Origin of the sequence: Amycolatopsis sp. NPDC051758 (assembly GCF_044453095.1) — a bacterium.
In the GTDB taxonomy this organism is placed as follows: Bacteria; Actinomycetota; Actinomycetes; order Mycobacteriales; family Pseudonocardiaceae; genus Amycolatopsis.
In genome coordinates this window covers 15023-34669 of record NZ_JBITCJ010000017.1, presented here as the reverse complement: position 1 = coordinate 34669, position 19647 = coordinate 15023, and the positions used below count along the sequence as shown (strand labels likewise).

Sequence of the window (19647 nt, the reverse complement as noted above, 5' to 3'; positions counted from 1 at the left end):
GGCCTGACGTGGAGTTCTTGCTGCACCACGGGATCACGGTGCTCGGCCAGTGGATCTCGATCGCGGAGCTCGCCGGGCAGGTGTTCGCGCTGGCGGTCGTGTTCCTCGCGCAGCGTCGCACCCTGTGGACGTGGCCCGTGCAGGTCGGGGCCACCGTGCTGCTGTTCGCCGTCTACGTCTCCGCGCACCTCGGCGGGCTCGCCGCCCGGCAGGTCGCCATCCTCGCCATCTCCGTCTACGGCTGGTGGGCCTGGACGCGCCGCCAGGACCCGGTGTTCGGCGTGGTCGTGCGGCAGGGCCGGCTCGTCGAACGGCTGGCCATGCTCGGCGCGTTCGTCGTCGGCACCACCGTGATGGCGCTGGTCCTCGACGCGCTGCACGCGTCGTGGGCGCCCTGGCCGGACGCCGCCATCTTCGTCGGCACACTAGTTGCCTTCGGGGCGCAGGGTGCGGGGCTCGTCGAGTTCTGGCTGGTCTGGCTGGTCGTCGACGCGATCGGCGTGCCGCTGCAGATCTCGTCCGGGCTGTACTTCTCGGCCGCGATCTACATCGTCTTCGCCGGGCTCGTCGTGCACGGCTGGTGGAGCTGGAACCGGTCGGCGAAGCAGAGCGTCGCCGCCCGGGACGTCATGGCAGCATCCAGCTGAGCACCGGTGTGCTCTGACCCCACACGATCAGGCACATCACGAGCAGCAGCCCGATGCTCCACGGCAGCACCTTCCGCAGGAGCTTGCCCTCTTCGCCGGGCAGGTTGGCCGCGACACACGCGATGGTGAGGTTCTGCGGCGAGACCATCTTGCCGAGGACCCCGCCGGAGCTGTTGGCCGCGGCCAGCAGGTCCGCGGGCAGGCCCGTCTTGTTCGCCGCCGTCACCTGCAACGCGCCGAACAGCGCGTTCGCGCTCGTGTCGGAACCCGAGACGGCGACGCCGAACCAGCCCAGCACCGGGGACAGGAACGCCAGGCCCGCGCCGGCGGCCGCGATGAACGTGCCGATCGTGCTCGTCTGGCCGGACAGGTTCATCACGTAGGCCAGCGCGAGCACCCCGGTGACGGTGAGGATCGCGAACCGCAGCTCCTTCACCGTGGCCAGCCACTCGCTCACGGCGCCGCTCGCCGACACGGCCAGCAACGCCGTCGTGATGATGCCCGCCAGCAGCACCAGGGTGCCGCCTGTGTTGAGGAACGGCAGCGAGAAGGTGTTGCCGGACACCGGTTTCCCGTTCGGCGCGGCGACGTTCAGCCCGGGCCAGTGGAATTTCCACGTCGCCTTGTCGAGCAGCTTCTTGACCGGCGGCAGCACGGCGACGGAGAAGATCACGATGATCATGAGGTAGGGCAGGTAGGCCTTCACGACGTCGTTGCGCGAGTCCTCCGGCGGCGCTTCGGCGGTCGCCGTCCCGCCGGTGCTCCCGCCGATCCGGACGGCTTCCGGCACCGGACGGCGGGTCTGGGGGAGCGCCACCAGCGCGGCCGCGCCGGCGAGCGCGGCGCCGATGTCGGCCAGCTGCGGCGAGACGTAGTTGGACGCCAGGAACTGCACGAGCCCGAACGCGACCCCGCAGACCAGCGCGGGCAGCCAGGTGTCCTTCAGGCCGCGCTTGCCGTCGACGATGATCACCAGCAGCAGCGGCACGACCAGGGCGAGCAGCGGCGTCTGGCGCCCGACGATCGAGGAGACCTGCTCCAGCGGCAGCCCGGTGACCTGGGCGAGCGTCACGACGGGGGTGCCCATGGCGCCGAACGCGACCGGCGCGGTGTTCGCGACCAGCGCGACGACGGCGGCCTTCACCGGGTGGAAGCCGACGGCCACCAGCATCACGGCGCTGATCGCGACCGGCGCGCCGAACCCGGCCAGCGCCTCCATCAGCGCCCCGAAGCAGAACGCGATGATCAGGGCCTGGATGCGCGGGTCGTCGGAGATCCGGCCGAACGAGCGGCGCAGCACGTCGAAGTGCCCGGTCCGCACGGTGAGCCGGTAGATCCACAGCGCGTTGACGACGATCCACATGATCGGCCACAGCCCGAACGCGGCGCCCGACAGCGCGCCGGAGACGGCCTGGACGATCGGCATCCCGAACGCGGCGATCCCGACGACGAGCGCGACGAGCAGCCCGATCAGGGCGGCGTGGTGCGCCCGCATCCGGACGGCGCCGAGGAGGACGAGGACGGTGGCCAGGGGCAGCACGGCGACAAGCGCCGACAGGCCAAGAGAACCGAGGGGAGTCACGTCTTGAATGAACAGGGCCTGCACGAACACGGGCGACCTCCGTTTTCCACGATGCGAAAACGGCCTTTCGGCGGAGTGCCCGTGATCCTCCTCACAAACCACTCGTTACGTCAAGAACTTGACGCCACACGGACCAATCGGTCAGCCGGTAACCCGGAACTCGCGTGATCCGGGACGTGACTCGCGTGATCGGGGGCGGAACTCGCGGGTTCCGGGCCCGATCACGTTGATGACGGCTCTGATCACGCGAGATACGGCTCTGATCACGCGGGTTACGGCTTCGGGAGCAGGGCGAGGGCGGTTTCGGCGATCGTGTGGAGCTCGGCGGGGCTGGAGCCGCCCTTGCCGAGGGCCTCGATGCCGCGGTTGACCGCCAGCAGCAGGCCCGCCAGGTGGGCCGGGTCGTGGTCGGCGGCGATGTCACCGGCACGCTGGGCCGCCGCGATGCAGTCCGTCAGCTGGTCCTTCAGCTCCTGGAACACCCGCTCGGAGCGGGCGGCGATCGCTTCGTCGTGCTGCGCGCACTCCGCCGTGCTCTTCGCGATCAGGCAGCCGCGCCGGTCGCGGTCCGCCGCGGTGGCTTCGGCGATCCCCAGGGCGTGCTCGCGGAGCCGCTCGTAGGCCTCGCTGTCCGGGCCGGACAGCGCCCGTCGTGTCCCCTCGGCGGCTTCGGTGCAGTAGTCGTCGTAGACGCGCAGGAACAGCGCGTGCTTGTCGCCGAAGGCGCCGTAGAGGCTGCCTTTGCCGAGGCCGGTGGCGGTGGCGATGTCGTCGACCTTCGTGCCCGCGTAGCCGGAAGACCAGAACTTGTCCCGGGCGGCGCGCAGCACCGCGGCCTCGTCGAAGCTCCGGGGTCTCGCCATGGGGCCAGCCTACCCATTCTTGACTATCTCGTCCAGAACGGCGTACGTTCTGGACGAGATAGTCAAGAACTCGGAGGAGCATCGTGAACCTGCAGGACAAGACAGCTGTGGTCACCGGCGGCGGCACCGGCATCGGGCTCGCCGTCGCGAAGCGGTTCGCGGCCGAAGGCGCGCACGTCTTCATCACCGGGCGGCGCAAGGAGGTCCTCGACGACGCGGTCGCCGAGATCGGCGGCAGTGTCCAGGCGATCCGCGCGGACTCCTCGAACCTCGCCGACCTCGACGCGCTCTACCGCGCCGTCGCCGAGCGCGGGAAGGGGCTCGACGTGGTCGTGGCCAACGCCGGCGGCGGTGTGAGCCAGCCGCTGGGCGAGATCACCGAGGCGCAGTTCGACGCCACCTTCGGCACGAACGTCAAGGGTGTCGTCTTCACCGTGCAAAAGGCGTTGCCGCTGCTCAACGACAACGCCTCGATCATCATCACCGGCTCGACGACGTCCACGCGGGTGGCGCCGGGAATGAGCCTCTACGCGGCGACGAAGGCGGCCGTCCGCAACTTCGCCCGCACGTGGGCCCTGGACCTGGCGGGCAAGGGCGTCCGCGTCAACGTGCTGGCCCCGGGACCGACGCACACGCCGGGCCTGCTGGGCCTGGCCGACCCCGGCGCGGAGCAGGAGTTGCTGGCCGGGATGGCCGCGGCCGTCCCGCTCGGCCGGGTCGGTGACCCGTCGGAGATCGCCGCCGCGGCGCTGTTCCTGGCCACCGGCGAGTCGAGCTTCGTCAACGGCGTCGAGTTCTTCGTCGACGGCGGCCAGGCGCAGGTCTGACCCGCTTCGTTCAACGCAAGGTCGCGTGTGAGGGCGTGAGGTCGGCGAGGGTCCGGACGCCCAGCAGCTGCATCGTGCGGACCATCTCGGTGCGGAGGATGTCGACGCAGCGCTGGACCCCGCGCTCACCGCCGGCCATCAGGCCGTACAGGAACGCGCGGCCGACCAGCACCGCGTCGGCGCCGCGGGCGATCGCCGCGACGATGTCGCCGCCGGAGAGGATGCCGGTGTCGATCCAGACCTCCGCGCCGCCCTGGAGCTCGTCCAGCACCGCCGGGAGGAGCTCCAGGGGTGTCGGCGCGCGGTCGAGCTGGCGGCCGCCGTGGTTGGACAGCAGCACCGCGTCGGCGCCGTGCTTGACGACGTCGCGCGCGTCGTCGACGTTCTGCACACCCTTGACCACGAGCTTCCCCGGCCAGGTCTGGCGGACCCAGTCGAGGTCGTCGAAGTTCAGCGTGGGGTCGAACAGCTTGTTCAGCAGCTCGGCGACGGTGCCGTCGAAATGGCTCAGTGAGGCGAAGTGCAGCGGCTCCGTGGTGAGCAGGTTGAACCACCAGGCCGGGTGCGTCGCGCCGTCGAGGAACGTCTTGAGGGTGAGTGCCGGCGGGATGGTCAGGCCGTTGCGGACGTCCCGCAGGCGCGCGCCGCCGACCGGGGTGTCCACGGTCAGCATGAGCGTGTCGTAGCCCGCCGCCCACGCCCGATTCATCAGATCTTCGCCGGCGCCGTGGTCACGCCAGACGTAGAGCTGGAACCACTTGCGGGCCTCCGGCGCGGCCGCGGCGAGGTCCTCGATCGACGTCGTCGCCATCGTGGACAGGCCCATCGGGATGCCGTTTCGCTGCGCCACCCGGCCCACCGCGGCTTCACCCTCGTGGTTCATCATCCGGGTGAAACCGGTGGGGGCGAAGGCGAACGGCAGCGCCGACGTCTTGCCGAGGATCTCGCGCGTCGTGTCCACATCGGACACTCCGCGCAGCACGTTCGGGTGGAACTCGATCCGCCGGTAGGCCTGCCGCGCGCGGCGCAGGCTGTCCTCGAGCTCGGCGGCGCCGTCGGTGTAGTCGAAGGCCGCCCGCGGCGTCCGCTTGCGCGCGATCATCCGCAGGTCGGCGATGGTGTGCGCGTTCGCGAGGCGCCGGTCGGTCGGGTTGAACACGATCGGCTTGGGCCGCAGGAGCTGCTTCAGCTCGTCGGGCTTCGGCAGCCGGCGCTTCGTCACCTTCATCAACTCCTATCGGCCTGCACGGCGAGCAGGACCCGGCAGACATCGGATGTCTGCCGGGTCCTTTTTAGCACCAGGTCACGCGCTGCCGGAATCCGACGTCTGCGGCCCGGCGGCCGCGATGTCGTCGAGCCGGTACTTCGTGGCCGCTTCGAGGACCTTCGCCTGGTCGACCTCGCCGCGCTTGGCCAGGATCGACAGCGCGCCGACGGTGATCGACTCGGCGTCGACCAGGAACTTCCGCCGCGCCGCCGGCCGGGTGTCGGAGAACCCGAACCCGTCGGTGCCCAGCGTGAGCATGTCGGTCGGCACGTACGGGCGGATCAGGTCCGGCACCGCGCGCATCCAGTCCGACACCGCCACGACCGGGCCGTTCGTGTCCTTCAGCGCCTCCGTGACGTACGGCACGCGCGGCTCGCTGCCCGGGTAGAGCAGGTTGTCGTGGTCGATCTCGACGGCCTCGCGCCGCAGCTCGGTCCACGACGTCGCCGACCACACGGCCGCCCGCACGCCCCACTCCTCGGCGAGGAGCCGCTGCGCCTTCAGCGCGTCCGGCATCGTGACGCCCGAGACGAGGATCTGCACCTCGGGGCCTTCGCCCTCGGGTGCGCCGGCGTACCGGTACAGACCCTTGAGCAGGCCGTCGACGTCGAGGTTCTCCGGCTCGGCGGGCTGCTGGTACGGCTCGTTGTAGATCGTCATGTAGTAGAAGACGTTCTCGCCGTTGCCGTCCGGGCCCGTCTCGCCGTACATCCGGCGCAGGCCGTCCTTGACGATGTGCGCGATCTCGAACGACCACGACGGGTCGTAGGCCACCGCGGCCGGGTTCGTCGCCGCCAGCAGCAGCGAGTGCCCGTCCGCGTGCTGCAGGCCCTCACCGGTCAGCGTGGTGCGGCCGGCGGTGGCGCCGATGACGAACCCGCGGGCCATCTGGTCGGCGGCGGCGTACAGGCCGTCACCGGTCCGCTGGAACCCGAACATCGAGTAGAAGATGTAGATCGGGATCATCGGCTCGCCGTGCGTCGCGTAGGACGTGCCGACGGCGGTGAACGACGCGGTCGAGCCCGCCTCGTTGATGCCCTCGTGCAGCAGCTGGCCCTTCTCGGACTCCTTGTAGGCCAGCATCAGGCTCGCGTCGACCGACGTGTACGTCTGGCCGTGCGGGTTGTAGATCTTGGCCGTCGGGAACATCGAGTCGAGGCCGAAGGTGCGGGCCTCGTCCGGGATGATCGGGACGACGCGCTTGCCGATCTCGGAGTCCTTCGCCAGCTCGCGGACCAGCCGGACGAACGCCATCGTGGTGGCGACCTCCTGCTTGCCGGAGCCCTTCCGGAGGCCTTCGTAGACCTTGTCGCCGGGCAGGACGAGCGCCTTCGACGACTTCGGGCGGCGTTCCGGCAGGAAGCCGCCGAGCGCCTTGCGGCGGCCGACCATGTACTCGATCTCGGGCGAGTTCGCGCCCGGGTGGTAGTACGGCGGCAGCTTCGGGTCGCGCTCGAGCTCCTCGTCGCTGATCGGGATCCGCTGCGAGTCGCGGAACAGCTTGAGGTCGTCGAGGGTGAGCTTCTTCATCTGGTGCGTGGCGTTGCGGCCCTCGAACGCCGGGCCCAGGCCGTAACCCTTGATGGTGTGGGCCAGGATCACCGTCGGCTGGCCGTGGTGCTCCAGCGCCGACTTGTACGCCGCGTACACCTTGCGGTAGTCGTGGCCGCCGCGCTTGAGGTTCCAGATGTCGCCGTCGGAGAGGTCCTTGACCAGGTCCTTCGTCCGCGGGTCGCGGCCGAAGAAGTGCTCGCGGACGAAGGCGCCGTCGTTGGCCTTGTACGTCTGGTAGTCGCCGTCCGGCGTCACGTTCATCAGGTTGACCAGGGCGCCGTCGCGGTCGGCGTGCAGCAGCGAGTCCCACTCGCGGCCCCAGATGACCTTGATGACGTTCCAGCCGGCGCCGCGGAAGTACGACTCCAGCTCCTGGATGATCTTGCCGTTGCCGCGCACCGGGCCGTCGAGCCGCTGCAGGTTGCAGTTGATCACGAAGGTCAGGTTGTCGAGACCTTCGCCGGCCGCGATGTGGATCAGGCCGCGCGACTCCGCCTCGTCCATCTCGCCGTCGCCCAGGAACGCCCAGACGTGCTGGTCGTTCGTGTCCTTGATGCCGCGGTCACGCAGGTAGCGGTTGAACCGCGCCTGGTAGATCGCGTTCATCGGGCCGAGGCCCATCGACACCGTCGGGTACTCCCAGAACTCCGGCATCAGCCGCGGGTGCGGGTACGACGGCAGGCCGCCGCCCGCGCCGGCGTGCGAGAACTCCTGGCGGAAGCCGTCGAGCTGCTGCTCGCTCAGCCGGCCCTCGAGGAACGCGCGGGCGTAGGTGCCGGGGGAGGCGTGGCCCTGGAGGAAGACGTGGTCGCCGCCGCCGGAGTGGTCCTTGCCGCGGAAGAAGTGGTTGAACCCCACCTCGTAGAGCGCGGCGGAGGAGGCGTAGGTCGAGATGTGCCCGCCGACGCCGACGCCCGGGCGCTGCGCCCGGTGCACCATGATCGCGGCGTTCCACCGGATGTAGGCGCGGTAGCGGCGCTCGATCTCCTCGTCGCCGGGGAACCACGGTTCGTTCTCGGTGGGGATGGTGTTGACGTAGTCCGTCGAGGTCAGCGCCGGGACGCCGATGTGGCGTTCCCGGGCGCGCTCCAGGATGCGCAGCATCAGGTACCGGGCCCGCTGCTGACCTCCCCTGGCCAGCGCCTCGTCGAAGGAGTCCAGCCACTCGGCGGTCTCCTCCGGGTCGATGTCGGGCAGGTGCGCAGCCAATCCGTCACGGATTACGCGTACGCGTGCCGGGGTCTCCTTGCCGGAGGCGCCGTCGTTCTGCGGGGCCAAGGGGTCTCCTTGCGAAAAGTTGTAGCCGGTGGTGCTCGTACGCGGGGGTGTGCGACTCTCCATCGTCGTCTTCCGTCCCGGCTTCCGCACCGCTACTTGGCGGTAACATCGGCCGACCCGGTCGAGCCACTCCCTGCGCGCGGTGTATCGCGCGCGCGTTTTCTTCCTCCCCACCCTAAGGGACGGCTCCTGGCGAGGTGCCAGACCGGTGGCCGGAGGCACCCGAAACGCCGTCGCGGCGGGTGCCCGGCGGCCCGTATCCTGCGACACGAGTTGTCAAAGATCCGGTGTGGACGGTTGCGCGCAGCGCCGCACCAGTGTTCGCTATCGGCAACCGGGTAGCCGAGTGTGGCGCAGCCGTACCCTCCACGAGGGTGCGCGACCGCCACGCTCCGTCGTAGTTGGAGGAGTGACAGCAGTGGTCGCCGCGGGAGACGCTGATCAGAGCAGCGTCGCCGAGAGGCTCGGCATCAAGCCCGAGATGGTGGTCCAGGAGATCGGCTGGGACGAGGACGTCGACGACGACGTCCGCGCGGCGATCGAGGAGCAGATCGGCGGGGACATCCTCGACGAGGAAGCGGACGAGGTCATCGACGTGGTGCTGCTGTGGTGGCGCGAAAACGACGGTGACCTGGGCGACGCGCTCATCGACGCCAGGGGCCCCCTGGAAGAGACCGGCGTGATCTGGGTCCTGACCCCCAAGACGGGGCAGCCCGGGCACGTCGAGCCGAGCGAGATCGCCGAAGCGGTGCCCGCCGTCGGCCTGGCTCAGACCGCCAACATCAGTGTCGGCCCGAACTGGATCGGCACCCGGCTGGTGTCCCCCAAGTCGAAGTCGAAACAGCGCTGAACCGGCCCCGCCCGGCTGACACGATAGGGTTGTCGTCGCAGGCACGTGTCCGTACGGGAGAGGAAACGCGGTATGACCGTCGAGGTCGGTTCTGAGGCCCCTGACTTCACGCTGAACGACTACAACAAGCAGCCGGTGCAGCTGTCGTCCTTCCGGGGTGACAAGCCGGTGCTGGTGGTCTTCTACCCGTTCGCGTTCAGCGGCATCTGCACCGGTGAGCTGTGCCAGCTCCGGGACGAGTTCGCCGACTACGACAACAAGGGTGTCCAGGTCCTGGGCGTCTCGGTCGACACGCCGTTCTCACTCAAGGCGTGGGCCGAGAAGGAGGGCTACCAGTTCCCGCTGCTGTCCGACTTCTGGCCGCACGGCGAGGTCGCGAAGGCGTACGGCGTCTTCAACGAGCAGGCGGGCCTGGCGGTCCGCGGCACGTTCCTGATCGACACCTCCGGTGTGGTCAGGTTCGCCGAGGTCAACGCCCCGGGCGAGGCCCGCGACCAGCAGAGCTGGAAGAAGGCCGTCGCCGAACTGGCGTGAGGTTCCCCGGCGGCGGCTCCCGGTTTTCCGGGGGCCGCCGCCGTCGGGGCGCATAGCTCAGCGGAAGAGCACTCGGTTTACACCCGAGCGGTCGCAGGTTCGAACCCTGCTGCGCCCACCAGCGGAAACGGGACGCCCGCTACCTCACCGACGCACAGCGCCGGTGAGGGCTCCCAGCTCGGCCGCGATCCGCGTTGCGGCCCGCCAGGCCAGCGCGACCGTGGTGAGCGTGGGGTTCGACGCGGTCGAGGTCGGGATGACGCCGTTGCCGCCGACGTACAGGTTCCGCACTCCCCAGACCTTCAGGTCGGGGTCGCAGACCGAGTGCCCGTCGTCGGTCGCCCCCATGCGGACGGTGCCCTGGTAGTGCAGGGATGCGCCGCCGGCCGCCAAGGCGGGCTCTTCGGCGAGGGTGCCGACCAGCTCCGCGCTCCGGTGGGAGAGGCCGCGCAGGGCCTCGATCGTTTTGAGGTCGCGAGCGGTGTGCGAGTAGCGGATGGACATGCGCGGCATGCCGTAGTGATCGGTCTCGGTTTTGCTGAACTCGACGGCGTCGGTGGCCTGCAGGTCCTTGGCGCCGTACCAGCTGACGACGCCGAGGCGGTCGTCGATGCGCCCGCCGGCGCCGAACCCGTACGGCGAGTTCGCGATCGACATCACGCCGCCCTGGATGGGCCGGTCGTCGGAAAAGGGGATCAGGACGTAGCCGCGGCCCTCGATGCCGGACGCCTCGCCGCCCGCGAATGCGTGGTCGAGGCGGACGAAGGACACCATCTGCAGGTGGTCGTTGAGGTAGCGGCCCAGCGCGGGCGGGCGCACGCCCGAGGCGAACAGGACCTGCGGGGTGCGCAGACCGTCGGCGCAGACGACGACGTGCCGGGCCCGGACCACCGACACCTCGCCCGTGCGCCGGTCCTCGAGCTCGGCCCCGGTTGCGACACCGTCCTCGACGACGACCCGGCGCACCAGCGTCTCCGCGCGCAGCTCGAAGCCGGGTGCGGTTTCCTCGATGTCGCCGAGGATCACGCCGGTGCCCGAGAAGCGCAGCTCGGCGCCGTCCCACTGGGCGGCGATCGGCATGAAGCCCACCGGCGGCAGGCCCGGGCCCTCGAACGCCTCGGCCATCGTCTTGCGCAGAGCACCGGCGACGCCCTGGTCGCTGCCGAAAACCGTGACGCCGAGCAGGGCTTCCGCGTGGTCGAGCGCGGCGTCGAGTTCTCCGGCCGCGATGAAGGGGACGCGCTCGGACTCCCGCGGGCGCGGGCATCCCCCGGCCCAGTGGACCCCCATCCCGCCGACACCGCTCGCCATGCTGGCGGCCGGCAGCCCCACCTCACCGTCGGCGAGCACCGGCCGGGGGTCCACGAAGAACAGGCCGGGCAGCACGACCTGCCGGAACTCCATCGACGGGTCGACGCCCTCGGCGATGTCGGCCAGCGCCGTCGCCCGCTCGATGCCCGCGTCCGGTCCCTGGGTGAGCAGCTCCGCGGCCCGCCGGTCGGCCCGCGAAAGGTTGTGCGTGTGCTCACCACGCCGTCCCGGCAGCCGCGGACCGACCTCGGCCATCAGGATCCGGGCGCCCGGCACCGCGTCGCCGATCGTCCGTGCGTAGGTCGCGCCCGCCGGGCCACTGCCCACGATGAGGACGTCGACGTCGGGAGTTGCAGTCATTTCAGGAAGCCTTTCGCTCACTGTGCCTGCGCCGCTACGGACGCTTGCGCGTCACGTCGACGACCCGGCGGTCTCGGCCTGCACATCGACCAGCTTGGCCCGAGCGACTCGAATGCCGCTCATCGCCGTCACCAGCACGGCCAGGCCCGCGAACAGCGCCGCCGCGATCACGCCCGTGACGTTCAGCGCGCTCGTGAACGCTTCCTTCGCCTGCTGGGCAACGTCCGCACGCGCGACGTCGGCCGCGAGGGTGGTGCCCGCCGGGAACACGCCGTGGTAGACCGCCGTCGCCGTCAGGCCGATCAGGGCCATGCCCAGCGAGCCGCCCAGGTAGTTGCCGGTGTCGGCCATCGACGCCGCCGATCCCGCGCGCTCCGGCGGGACCGAGCTCATCACCAGGCCGATGCCCAGCGCGAACAGCGGGCCGGTGCCCAGCGTCAGCACCGTGATGCCCGCCACGACCAGCCCCGCGCCATGGCCGAAGACCAGCAAGAGGCTGCCGGCCGCCGAGACGACCAGGCCGCCGGCGATCGCCGTGGCCGGGGTCATCCAGCGGGTCAGGGACGGCGCCGTCATCGTGCCCGCCGCGACGCCCAGCCCCATCGGCGCGAACAGCACGGCGGAGGCGATCGGCGAGTGGTCGAGGACGCTCTGCAGGTACTGCGTGACGAGCAGGCCGACCCCGGCCATCGCGACCCCGGCGAACACCAGCGCCACCAGCACGGCGGTGAACGGGCGGTTCCGGAACAGCCGCAGGTCCAGCAAGGGTGACGACGTGCTCAGCTGGCGGCGCGCGAACACGGTGCCCAGCGCGGCCCCGGCGGTGATGGCGACGAGCGGCACGGTCAGTTCGCCGGTGGTCAGCTGCTTGAGGCCGAACACGATCAGCAGCACGGCGGCCAGCGAAAGCGCGACCCCGGCGAAGTCGAGCCGGCCGGCCGCGGGGGCCTTGAACTCCGGCAGCAGGAACGGGCCGGCGACGAGCAGCACCCCCACCGCCGGGACGGCGACCAGGAAGACCGAACCCCACGGAAAGTGCTGCAGCAGGAACCCGGCCAGCACCGGCCCGGCCGCGCCGCCCGCGAACTGGCAGGTGGCCCAGATCGAGATGGCCTTCCCGCGCTGCTTGCCGTCGCGGAACATGTTGGTGATCAGGGCGAGCGTCGACGGCATCAGCGTCGCCCCGGCGATGCCGAGCGCCCCGCGCGCGAGGATGAGCATCTCCGGGCTGGTCGAGAACGCGGCGACGACGGAGAGAACCGCGAAGGCGCCCCCGCCGGCGAGCAGCAGCCGCCGTCGCCCGATCCGGTCGCCGAGAGTGCCCATCGTGATCACGAACCCGGCGACGACAAAGCCGTAGCTGTCGGTGATCCACAACTGCTCGGTGGCACTCGCCCCGAGGTCGGCGCTCAGCTGCGGCAGCGCGAGGAACAGCGAGGTCATGTCCATCGCGACGAGCAGGGTGGGCAGCACGAGCACTGTCAGCCCCAGCCACTCCCGCCGTCCGGCCGGCTTGTCCATGTCGACTCCTTCTCGGTGGTGCGAACACCCAGGGGTCGGAGCCGGCCGCGCCGTCCGGACACGGGGCGCGGAAGATTTTTTCGGAGTTGTGCACCCCGCTAGCGTCAAAGCGTGAAGATCGTCGTGCTGGGGGCCACCGGACTGGTCGGCCGCGCCGTTGTCGCCGCGCTCGAACCTCGGCACGAGGTCGTGCCCGTCTCGCGGACCTCCGCGATCCGGGCCGACCTCGCCGATCCCGCGTCGCTCGACGCACTGTTCTCGGTCGATGCCGGCGCCGTCGTGTGCTGCGCCGCCAACGTGCCGCTGCGGCCGCTCACCGAGCTGGGTGACGAGCAGGTGCTCGACGACCTGCGCGGCAAGCTGCTCGGCCAGGTCGCGCTCGCCCGCCGCGCCGCGGCCCGCCTGCCCGCCGGCGGCTCGATCACCCTCACCGGCGGGACTTTCACCGAGCCCTTGCCCGGCAGCGGCCTTGGTGCGCTGGTCAACGCCGGGCTCGAGGGGTTCGTCCGGTCGGCCGCCGCCGAGCTGCCGCACGGGCCGCGGATCAACGCCGTGAGTCCCGGCTGGATCAGCGAAACCCTGGTGGCGATGGGTGAAGACGGCGGCCGGGGGACGCCGGTGGCCGTGGTCGCCGAGGCCTACCGCGCGCTCGTCGAGGGCGAGGCGCACGGCACCACCGTCGTCCCGCGGTGATCAGGCCGCCGAGACCTCGTGCAGCGGCGCGCCGGTCAGGCGGTTCGCGAACGTCGACAGCGTGTACGTCCCGATCCCCAGCACGACTTCCAGCGCGTTCCGAGCCGTGTAACCCGCGCGGGTGAAAGCCGCGAGCTCCTCGGCAGGCACGTCGCCCGTTGTGTCCATCACCGTCAGGACGAATCTGCGTAGCGCCTCCAACTGCGGCGAAGGCAGGGGAGACTGCGCCCGCAGCGCCGCCACCAGCTCCGGTGAAGCGGCCATGCCTTCCAGCGCGGCCGTGTGCATCTCGACGCAGATGTGGCAGCCGTTGCGCACCGCCACCGTCATGACCAGCACTTCGCGGTCCAGCGCCGGCAGCGTGGTGGACTCGAAGATCGCGTTCAGCTTGAGGAAGCCGTTCAGCAGTTCCGGGGACGTCGCCAAGCGGGCGACGGCGGGCGGGACACGGCCGAACTTCTTCGCGGTGGCCGCCATCGCCGGGCGGGCGGCGGGGGGTGCAGACTCCGGGGTGTGATCGGGGAACAAGACGTCTCCAGACGTAGGATCGACAATGTGGTTGTCGAAACCGTAAACCTGGTTGTCGAACTTGGCAAGGGGTCATGACCGACGCACCCGGCTACGAGCTGCCCTTCCTGCTCTTCGGCGGCTTCCGCACGCTCATCGACCGCTTGCACGCCGAGCTCGCCCGCCGCGGCCACCCCGACGTCCGGCCGTCGTACGGCTTCGCCATGCAGGCCATCGGGATCCCGGGCGCGACGGCGTCGGAGATCGGCCGCCGCCTCGGTGTCTCGAAGCAGGCGGCCGGCAAGACGGTCGAGCGGCTCGAGGCGCTCGGGTACGCCGAGCGCGCCGACGACCCGGACGACGCGCGCCGCAAGATCGTCCGGCTCACCACGCACGGCGTCGACGCGCTCACGAAGTCGGCGGAGATCTTCGACGACCTGCGTGCGGACTGGGCGCGCACCGTCGGGGCCGAGCGGATCACCGCCCTCGAGACCGACCTGCGCGCGGTGGTCGGCCCCGCGGCGTACCGCCTGGACGCCGCGGGCTGGTTCTCGAGCTAGAAGCCGCAGCCGGGGTCCGGCGCGTCCTCCGAAAGCGGGCTGCCCGCCGGGAGCACGTACAGGACCTCCAGCACCAGCGGCGTCGACCCGAGGTTGCGGCCGATGTGCACCTGGTCGGGGTGTTCGGTGAACGCGCGCCCGGTGCCGAAGATGCCGTCGATGCTGCAGTCGGCGAGGTTGTGCGTGAGCGTGCCGGCCTTCACGTAGGCGTAGAGCGTGCCGTCGTGGAAGTGCCAGCCGGTGTACCCGCCGGGCTGGACGGTGATCTCCCGCAGTGTGTAGTCGGTGTGCCCGATCGTCTTCTGGGCGAGGATCGTGCCGGTGACACCGCTGCCCGGCGTGGCGGACGCGGTCGCGGGCACCAGGACCGCGGCGAGCGCGGCGGCGGCGAGCACGGTCAACGGCTTGCGCATCGGGAGTCTCCTTGTCAGTCCCGCCGCAGGGTGCGGCGCAGCATCTTGCCCGACTCCGTCCGCGGGAGCCGCTCGGTGAAGTCGAACCGTTTCGGGGTCTTGAAGCCGGCCAGCGCCGCCCGGCAGTGCTCGGCCAGGCGCGCAGCCAGGGCGTCGTCCCCGGCGACACCGGGCACCGGCTGGACGACGGCGATCACCCGCTGCCCCCACTCGTCGTCCGGCTCGCCGATCACCGCCGCGTCGGCGACGTCCGGGTGGGAGAGCAGCCGCGCCTCGATCTCGGCCGGGTAGATGTTGACGCCGCCGGAGAGGATCAGGTCCGTGCGGCGGTCGAGCAGGAAGACGCGGCCTTCGGCGTCGCGGTAACCGAAGTCGCCGACCGTGAGGAACTCCCCGGACCGGGCCGCGGCCGTCTTTTCCGGGTCGCCGAGGTAGTCGAGCGCGGTGTGCGCCGAGCTGAAGTAGATCGTGCCCGGCTCGCCGTCCGGCACTTCCTTGCCGTCCTCGTCGACGACCTTCAGCCGCACACCGGTCAGCGGCCGGCCCACGGTGCCCGGCGCCGCCAGCCACTCCGGCGCGGGGACACCGCAGATCAGGCCCTCGGACGCGCCGTAGTACTCGTGCACCACCGGGCCGAGCCACTCGATCATCCGCTCCTTGACCTCGCGCGGGCACGGCGCGGCGCCGTGGATCACGCTGGTCAGGCTCGACAGGTCGTACCGCGCGCGGACGTCTTCGGGCAGCCGCAGCATCCGGTGGAACATGGTCGGCACCAGGTGGGTGCTCGTCACCTGATGGCGTTCGACGAGCCGCAGCGTCTCCTCGGCGTCGAAGCGGTCCATCAGCACCGCGCTGTGCCCGAGGTGCATCGCGTTGACGGCGAACGAGCCGGGCGCTGCGTGGTAGAGCGGGCAGGCGACGAGATGCACACCCGGCCCCGGCCGGACGTCGAACATCGCCAGCAGGTCGCGGTGGATTTCGTGCAGTGACGGCGGTTTCCCGCTGAGCGCGCGCCGGACGCCCTTGGGACGTCCGGTGGTGCCCGACGTGTAGAGCATCGTCTGCCCGGCGGTCCGCGGCTCCGGCGCGGTGGCCGGCTCGTCCTCGCCCCACGACGCGTAGTCGCCCCAGCCCGCCACCGGGCCGATCGCGAACCGCGTCACGCCGGGCAAGTCGCATTCGCGCGCGACATCGGCATCCGCAACGACAACACGCGCGCCGCTGTTGGCCACCACGTAGGCGATTTCTTCGGCCGAAGACCGGTAGTTGACCGGCGTGAAGTACATCCCGGCCTGCAGCGTGGCGAACAGCAGCTCGAAGTAGGGGAGTCCGTTGTGGACGATCGCGACCACGCCGTCACCCTCGCCGAGCCCCAGCCGGCGCAGCGCGTGCGTCAGCCGGTTCGCCCGTGCGGCCAGCTCGCCGAAGGTCGCGGACGTCCCGTCCGGCGCGAGCACCGCGAGCCGGTCCGGATGCTGGTCGGCGACGTCGTAGAAGGTGCTCACGCTCCGCACGCTACCGCGCACTGATCCGTGGATCACGTGGGCTTGCGCTGGAGTTCACTCCAGGTTCTAGCTTCGGGTCATGGCCACTGCACAGCACAAGATCGGCTCGGGTTTCGGCGCCACCAGCACCGCGGCCGACGTCCTGGCCGGGATCGACCTGACCGGCAAGCTCGCGATCGTCACCGGCGGCTATTCGGGGCTCGGGCTCGAAACGACGAGGGCGCTGACGCAGGCCGGCGCGCACGTCGTCGTCCCGGCCCGGCGCCGCGCCACAGCGGAAGAGGCGTTGCGGGGCATCACCGACGTCGAGGTCGACGAACTCGACCTGGCGGACCTCGACAGCGTGCGCGCGTTCGCCGAACGCTTCGTCGCGTCCGGGCGGGGGATCGACGTCTTCATCGGCAGCGCCGGGATCATGGCCGCGCCGGAGACCCGCGTCGGGCCGGGCTGGGAGGCGCAGTTCGCGACCAACCACCTCGGGCACTTCGCCCTGGTGAACCGGCTCTGGCCGGCGTTCAACCCCGGCGCCCGTGTCGTTTCGGTGTCTTCGCGCGGCCACCACTTCGGCCCGGTGCGCTTCGACGACCTGAACTTCGGGCAGGGTTACGACAAGTGGCTCGCCTACGGCCAGGCGAAGACGGCGAACGTGCTCTTCGCGGTGCAGCTCGACAAGCTGGGACGCGAGCACGGTGTCCGCGCGTTCGCCCTGCACCCGGGCCGGATCATGACCGATCTCGTGCGGTACCTCGACCGCCAGGAGCTCGTCGACGCCGGGATGCTGGACGCCGACGGTGAGGTGACCGGCGACGTCAAGACGCCCGAACAGGGTGCCGCGACGCAGGTCTGGGCCGCGACGTCCCCGCAGCTCGACGGCCTCGGCGGCGTCTACCTCGAGGATTGCGCCATCGCCGAGATCGCTCCCGCCGATGGCGCCCGGTCGGGTGTCCGCGACTACGCGGTCGACCCGGCGCAGGCCGAGCGCCTGTGGACGGTTTCGGCCGGGCTGACCGGCGTCAACGCGTTCGCCTGAGGCTTTCCAGGTGCCGCCGCAGGACGTCGGTGGCGAGCCGCGGCGGCAGGCGGTCCGGCTGGGTGACACCGCCGAGGCTCAGCCCGTCGATCAGGGCGGCCAGCCGTTCGGTTTCGAGGGGGAGGTCGAGGCCGGTACGCAGGGAGCCGAGCGCGTCGGCCTCGGTGAGGCAGCGCCGCGCGACCGCCCGGGTGCCTTCGTGCACGCGTCCCGCCTCGGCGGCAAGGTCCGGCCGAGTCCGGGCGGCGACGGTGAAGGCGAGCCAGACCTCGGCCTCGGCGGCGCGGGTCTCGTCGAGCGGCAGGAACTCGGCCAGCAGCCGGACGGTCGCCTCGAACCGGTCCCCGGTCCCGGCGAAGATCTCCGCCGCGCGCCCGGCGATCCGGGTGGTCACGCGGTCGGCGAGGACGCGCATCGCGAAGACGATCATCTCGTCGTGCGTCGCGAAGTAGTGCCGCACCGAGCCGATGACCAGCCCGGCCTTGGTGGCGACCGCGCGCAGGGACGCCTGGTCTACGCCATCCCGGCGGATCACCCGGAAGACGGCGTCGGCGATTTCGAGGCGGCGGGCTTCGGGGTCGACGATCTTCGGCACGTTGCCTTTATAGCACAGCCATGCTATCAATCTTGGTGGCAAGCTCGTGCTATAAAAGGGGGAGTTCATGAAGGGCTGGCTCATCGCCGCGGCCGTGGTCGCCGTGGTTGTGGTCCTGGTCGTGCGGCGGCTGCGGGGAGAGCCGCTCGTGGCCCGGGAGGTGTTCGGCGCGCCGGTGGTCCTGATCGCCATCGGCGCGTACGGCCTGACGAAGCTGGGGCTGACCGCCGTCGACGCGCTGTGGCTCGGGCTGGGCTCGGTGATCGGGCTCGGCTTCGGGGCGGTCCGCGCCGTAACCACCGTGCTGTTCGAGCGTGAAGGGGTGCTCTGGCAGCGCTACACACCGTGGACGTTCGGGGTCTGGGTGGTGTCGATGGCGGTGAACTTCGGCTTCGGCGTGCTCGCGACGTCGGCCGGGATGCACGAGGAGGCCCGGCCGATGACGCTGTCCATCGGCGTGAGCCTCCTCGGGGAAACGCTCGTCGTGGCCCGGCGGGCGAAGGGGACCGGACTCCCTTACGCCCCGCCGAAAGCCCGTCTCTAGAGCTTCTCGACCTGCTTGACCAGCAGGTCGATCTCGTCCTCGGTGTTGTAGTAGTGCACCGACGCCCGGACCATGTCGGGCAGCTCGCGCGCGGTGAAGTCGTACTGGGCCGACGTCCTCGACGACACCGAGACGTTGATGTTCGCCTCGGCGAGGCGGGCCTTGACGTCCGCGGCCGGCGTGCCGTCGAGGCTGAACGTCGTGATGCCGCACTTCTTCGCGCCGACGTCGTGCACGCGGGCGCCGGCGTCGGCGAGCCGGCTCCGCAAGGTCGCGGCGAGGTCGGCGACGCGCGTCTCGATGGCCGGCAGGCCCCAGCCGAGCGCGTAGTCGATGGCCGCGCCGAGGCCGTACACGGCGGCGAAGTCCCGCTCCCACACCTCGAAGCGCTTGGCGGTGGGGTCGACGACGTACTCGGTGGGGGACACCCAGCTGGCGGAGTGCAGGTCGAGCATCGCCGGCTCCAGCCGCTCCCGCAGCCGCGGGTGCACGTAGAGGAACCCGGTGCCGCGCGGGCCGCGCAGGTACTTGCGGCCGGTCACCGAAAGCGCGTCGCACTTCAGGCGCGAAACGTCGAGGTCGACCTGGCCGGCCGACTGGCAGGCGTCGAGCAGGAACGGGATGCCGGCCGCCTCGGCGACCGCGCCGATCTCCTCGGCCGGGTTGACCAGGCCGCCCTGGGTGGGCACGTGGCTGATCGCGATGAGCTTGACGTTGCCGTCGACCCGTCGCTTCAGCTCTTCGACGTCCAGCTGCCCCGATTCGTCGTCGCCGATCACCTCGACCACCGCGCCGGTGCGGCGGGCGACCTGCAAGAACGCGATGGCGTTGCTGGCGTACTCGGCGCGGGAGGTGAGGATCCGGTCCCCGGCGCCGAAGGGCAGCGCGTAGAACACGGCCTGCCAGGACCGCGTCGCGTTGTCCGTGATCGCGATGTCGTCGGGCACACCGCCGATCAGCCGCGCGGCGGACGTGTACACCGCGGCCAGCTCGTCCCTCGTTTCGGCGGCCGCTTCGTAGCCGCCGACCAGTGCTTCGTGACGCAGGTAGCCGACCACGGTGTCCGTCACGACGGCCGGGGGCAGCGCGGAGCCCGCGTTGTTGAGGTGGACCACTTCGGCGCAGCCGGGCGTTTCACGGCGGGCGCGTGCGACGTCGAAGGTCATAGGAACTGAATACAGTAGCTGCTTTCTGTATGCAATACTG

At 70.9% G+C, this 19647-nt stretch carries 19 protein-coding genes and 1 tRNA gene; 9 read left to right on the top strand and 11 right to left on the bottom strand.

The genetic code is table 11. From position 1 onward, the window contains the following. The first annotated feature begins 8 nt into the window (after positions 1 to 8). Complete coding sequence (locus tag ACIA5G_RS48135; protein ID WP_395936217.1) at positions 9 to 647, top strand: nicotinamide riboside transporter PnuC; 639 nt, start codon at positions 9 to 11, stop codon at positions 645 to 647. Here ACIA5G_RS48135 and ACIA5G_RS48130 read toward each other — a convergent pair. After that, entirely contained in the window at positions 628 to 2244 is a 1617-nt protein-coding gene (locus ACIA5G_RS48130) for an L-lactate permease (protein ID WP_395936483.1), read from the bottom strand. The two genes, ACIA5G_RS48135 and ACIA5G_RS48130, sit on opposite strands and share 20 nt — an antisense overlap. A gap of 257 nt (positions 2245 to 2501) precedes the next feature. Beyond that, on the bottom strand, positions 2502 to 3092 hold the full coding sequence (locus ACIA5G_RS48125; protein WP_395936215.1) for a TetR/AcrR family transcriptional regulator: 591 nt from the start codon (positions 3090 to 3092) through the stop codon (positions 2502 to 2504). A gap of 83 nt (positions 3093 to 3175) precedes the next feature. Here ACIA5G_RS48125 and ACIA5G_RS48120 point away from each other — a divergent pair, with 83 nt between their 5' ends. Then, positions 3176 to 3919, top strand: coding sequence for an SDR family oxidoreductase (locus ACIA5G_RS48120; RefSeq protein WP_395936213.1), 744 nt, complete (start codon positions 3176 to 3178; stop codon positions 3917 to 3919). 10 nt (positions 3920 to 3929) lie between these two features. Here the strand turns inward: ACIA5G_RS48120 and ACIA5G_RS48115 are convergent, their stop codons facing one another. Both ACIA5G_RS48115 and aceE read right to left on the bottom strand, forming a co-directional pair. Next, positions 3930 to 5141, bottom strand: coding sequence for an alpha-hydroxy-acid oxidizing protein (locus ACIA5G_RS48115; protein ID WP_395936481.1), 1212 nt, complete (start codon positions 5139 to 5141; stop codon positions 3930 to 3932). An 81-nt stretch (positions 5142 to 5222) separates the two neighbouring features. Beyond that, positions 5223 to 8018: a pyruvate dehydrogenase (acetyl-transferring), homodimeric type gene (aceE, locus tag ACIA5G_RS48110; RefSeq protein ID WP_395936211.1), complete on the bottom strand. Its 2796-nt coding sequence runs from the start codon at positions 8016 to 8018 to the stop codon at positions 5223 to 5225. Positions 8019 to 8436: 418 nt separating this feature from the next. Between aceE and ACIA5G_RS48105 the strand changes: the two genes are divergently transcribed. The 3 genes from ACIA5G_RS48105 to ACIA5G_RS48095 all read left to right on the top strand — a co-directional run bounded on the left by ACIA5G_RS48105 (position 8437) and on the right by ACIA5G_RS48095 (position 9523). Next, positions 8437 to 8868: a DUF3052 domain-containing protein gene (locus ACIA5G_RS48105; RefSeq protein WP_395936209.1), complete on the top strand. Its 432-nt coding sequence runs from the start codon at positions 8437 to 8439 to the stop codon at positions 8866 to 8868. 72 nt (positions 8869 to 8940) lie between these two features. Beyond that, the gene (locus tag ACIA5G_RS48100) at positions 8941 to 9402 is read left to right on the top strand and encodes a peroxiredoxin (RefSeq protein ID WP_395936207.1); all 462 of its coding nucleotides are present in this window, start codon (positions 8941 to 8943) and stop codon (positions 9400 to 9402) included. 46 nt (positions 9403 to 9448) lie between these two features. Then, positions 9449 to 9523: transfer RNA gene (locus ACIA5G_RS48095), tRNA-Val, on the top strand. 23 nt (positions 9524 to 9546) lie between these two features. Here ACIA5G_RS48095 and ACIA5G_RS48090 read toward each other — a convergent pair. Next, positions 9547 to 11073 carry a GMC oxidoreductase gene (locus ACIA5G_RS48090; RefSeq protein ID WP_395936205.1) on the bottom strand — a complete coding sequence of 509 codons (1527 nt, stop codon included), beginning with the start codon at positions 11071 to 11073 and terminating at the stop codon, positions 9547 to 9549. A 51-nt stretch (positions 11074 to 11124) separates the two neighbouring features. Continuing rightward, the gene (locus ACIA5G_RS48085; RefSeq protein ID WP_395936203.1) at positions 11125 to 12594 is read right to left on the bottom strand and encodes an MFS transporter; all 1470 of its coding nucleotides are present in this window, start codon (positions 12592 to 12594) and stop codon (positions 11125 to 11127) included. Between the two features lie 111 nt (positions 12595 to 12705). Here ACIA5G_RS48085 and ACIA5G_RS48080 point away from each other — a divergent pair, with 111 nt between their 5' ends. Further along, a complete protein-coding gene (locus tag ACIA5G_RS48080) occupies positions 12706 to 13287 on the top strand; it encodes a short chain dehydrogenase (RefSeq protein WP_395936201.1) in 582 nt (193 codons plus the stop codon). On the opposite strand, the gene ACIA5G_RS48075 is transcribed toward ACIA5G_RS48080, so the two are convergent. Then, entirely contained in the window at positions 13288 to 13764 is a 477-nt protein-coding gene (locus ACIA5G_RS48075; RefSeq protein ID WP_395936479.1) for a carboxymuconolactone decarboxylase family protein, read from the bottom strand. A 125-nt stretch (positions 13765 to 13889) separates the two neighbouring features. Here ACIA5G_RS48075 and ACIA5G_RS48070 point away from each other — a divergent pair, with 125 nt between their 5' ends. Then, positions 13890 to 14354, top strand: coding sequence for a MarR family winged helix-turn-helix transcriptional regulator (locus ACIA5G_RS48070; RefSeq protein WP_395936199.1), 465 nt, complete (start codon positions 13890 to 13892; stop codon positions 14352 to 14354). Here the strand turns inward: ACIA5G_RS48070 and ACIA5G_RS48065 are convergent. After that, a complete protein-coding gene (locus tag ACIA5G_RS48065; RefSeq protein ID WP_395936197.1) occupies positions 14351 to 14767 on the bottom strand; it encodes a cupin domain-containing protein in 417 nt (138 codons plus the stop codon). The two genes, ACIA5G_RS48070 and ACIA5G_RS48065, sit on opposite strands and share 4 nt — an antisense overlap. 14 nt (positions 14768 to 14781) lie before the next feature. Then, entirely contained in the window at positions 14782 to 16272 is a 1491-nt protein-coding gene (locus ACIA5G_RS48060) for an AMP-binding protein (RefSeq protein ID WP_395936195.1), read from the bottom strand. A gap of 79 nt (positions 16273 to 16351) precedes the next feature. On the opposite strand from ACIA5G_RS48060, the gene ACIA5G_RS48055 reads away from it, so the two are divergent. Next, a complete protein-coding gene (locus tag ACIA5G_RS48055; RefSeq protein WP_395936193.1) occupies positions 16352 to 17302 on the top strand; it encodes an SDR family NAD(P)-dependent oxidoreductase in 951 nt (316 codons plus the stop codon). Here ACIA5G_RS48055 and ACIA5G_RS48050 read toward each other — a convergent pair. Then, entirely contained in the window at positions 17286 to 17897 is a 612-nt protein-coding gene (locus ACIA5G_RS48050) for a TetR/AcrR family transcriptional regulator (RefSeq protein WP_395936191.1), read from the bottom strand. The two genes, ACIA5G_RS48055 and ACIA5G_RS48050, sit on opposite strands and share 17 nt — an antisense overlap. 67 nt (positions 17898 to 17964) lie before the next feature. On the opposite strand from ACIA5G_RS48050, the gene ACIA5G_RS48045 reads away from it, so the two are divergent. After that, the gene (locus ACIA5G_RS48045) at positions 17965 to 18441 is read left to right on the top strand and encodes a DUF1453 domain-containing protein (RefSeq protein WP_395936189.1); all 477 of its coding nucleotides are present in this window, start codon (positions 17965 to 17967) and stop codon (positions 18439 to 18441) included. On the opposite strand, the gene ACIA5G_RS48040 is transcribed toward ACIA5G_RS48045, so the two are convergent. Beyond that, positions 18438 to 19607 (bottom strand): aminotransferase class V-fold PLP-dependent enzyme, encoded by a 1170-nt coding sequence (locus ACIA5G_RS48040; protein WP_395936187.1) that lies wholly within the window; start codon positions 19605 to 19607, stop codon positions 18438 to 18440. The two genes, ACIA5G_RS48045 and ACIA5G_RS48040, sit on opposite strands and share 4 nt — an antisense overlap. Between the last annotated feature and the right edge of the window lie 40 nt (positions 19608 to 19647).

Excerpts from the sequence above, each read along its gene's own strand:
- ACIA5G_RS48125 (WP_395936215.1), bottom strand. The coding sequence starts at position 3,092 with ATGGCGAGACCCCGGAGCTTCGACGAGGCCGCGGTGCTGCGCGCCGCC.
- ACIA5G_RS48100 (WP_395936207.1), top strand. The coding sequence starts at position 8,941 with ATGACCGTCGAGGTCGGTTCTGAGGCCCCTGACTTCACGCTGAACGAC.
- ACIA5G_RS48090 (WP_395936205.1), bottom strand. The coding sequence starts at position 11,073 with ATGACTGCAACTCCCGACGTCGACGTCCTCATCGTGGGCAGTGGCCCG.
- ACIA5G_RS48085 (WP_395936203.1), bottom strand. The coding sequence starts at position 12,594 with ATGGACAAGCCGGCCGGACGGCGGGAGTGGCTGGGGCTGACAGTGCTC.
- ACIA5G_RS48075 (WP_395936479.1), bottom strand. The coding sequence starts at position 13,764 with ATGGCGGCCACCGCGAAGAAGTTCGGCCGTGTCCCGCCCGCCGTCGCC.
- ACIA5G_RS48070 (WP_395936199.1), top strand. The coding sequence starts at position 13,890 with ATGACCGACGCACCCGGCTACGAGCTGCCCTTCCTGCTCTTCGGCGGC.
- ACIA5G_RS48065 (WP_395936197.1), bottom strand. The coding sequence starts at position 14,767 with ATGCGCAAGCCGTTGACCGTGCTCGCCGCCGCCGCGCTCGCCGCGGTC.
- ACIA5G_RS48055 (WP_395936193.1), top strand. The coding sequence starts at position 16,352 with ATGGCCACTGCACAGCACAAGATCGGCTCGGGTTTCGGCGCCACCAGC.
- ACIA5G_RS48045 (WP_395936189.1), top strand. The coding sequence starts at position 17,965 with ATGAAGGGCTGGCTCATCGCCGCGGCCGTGGTCGCCGTGGTTGTGGTC.
- ACIA5G_RS48040 (WP_395936187.1), bottom strand. The coding sequence starts at position 19,607 with ATGACCTTCGACGTCGCACGCGCCCGCCGTGAAACGCCCGGCTGCGCC.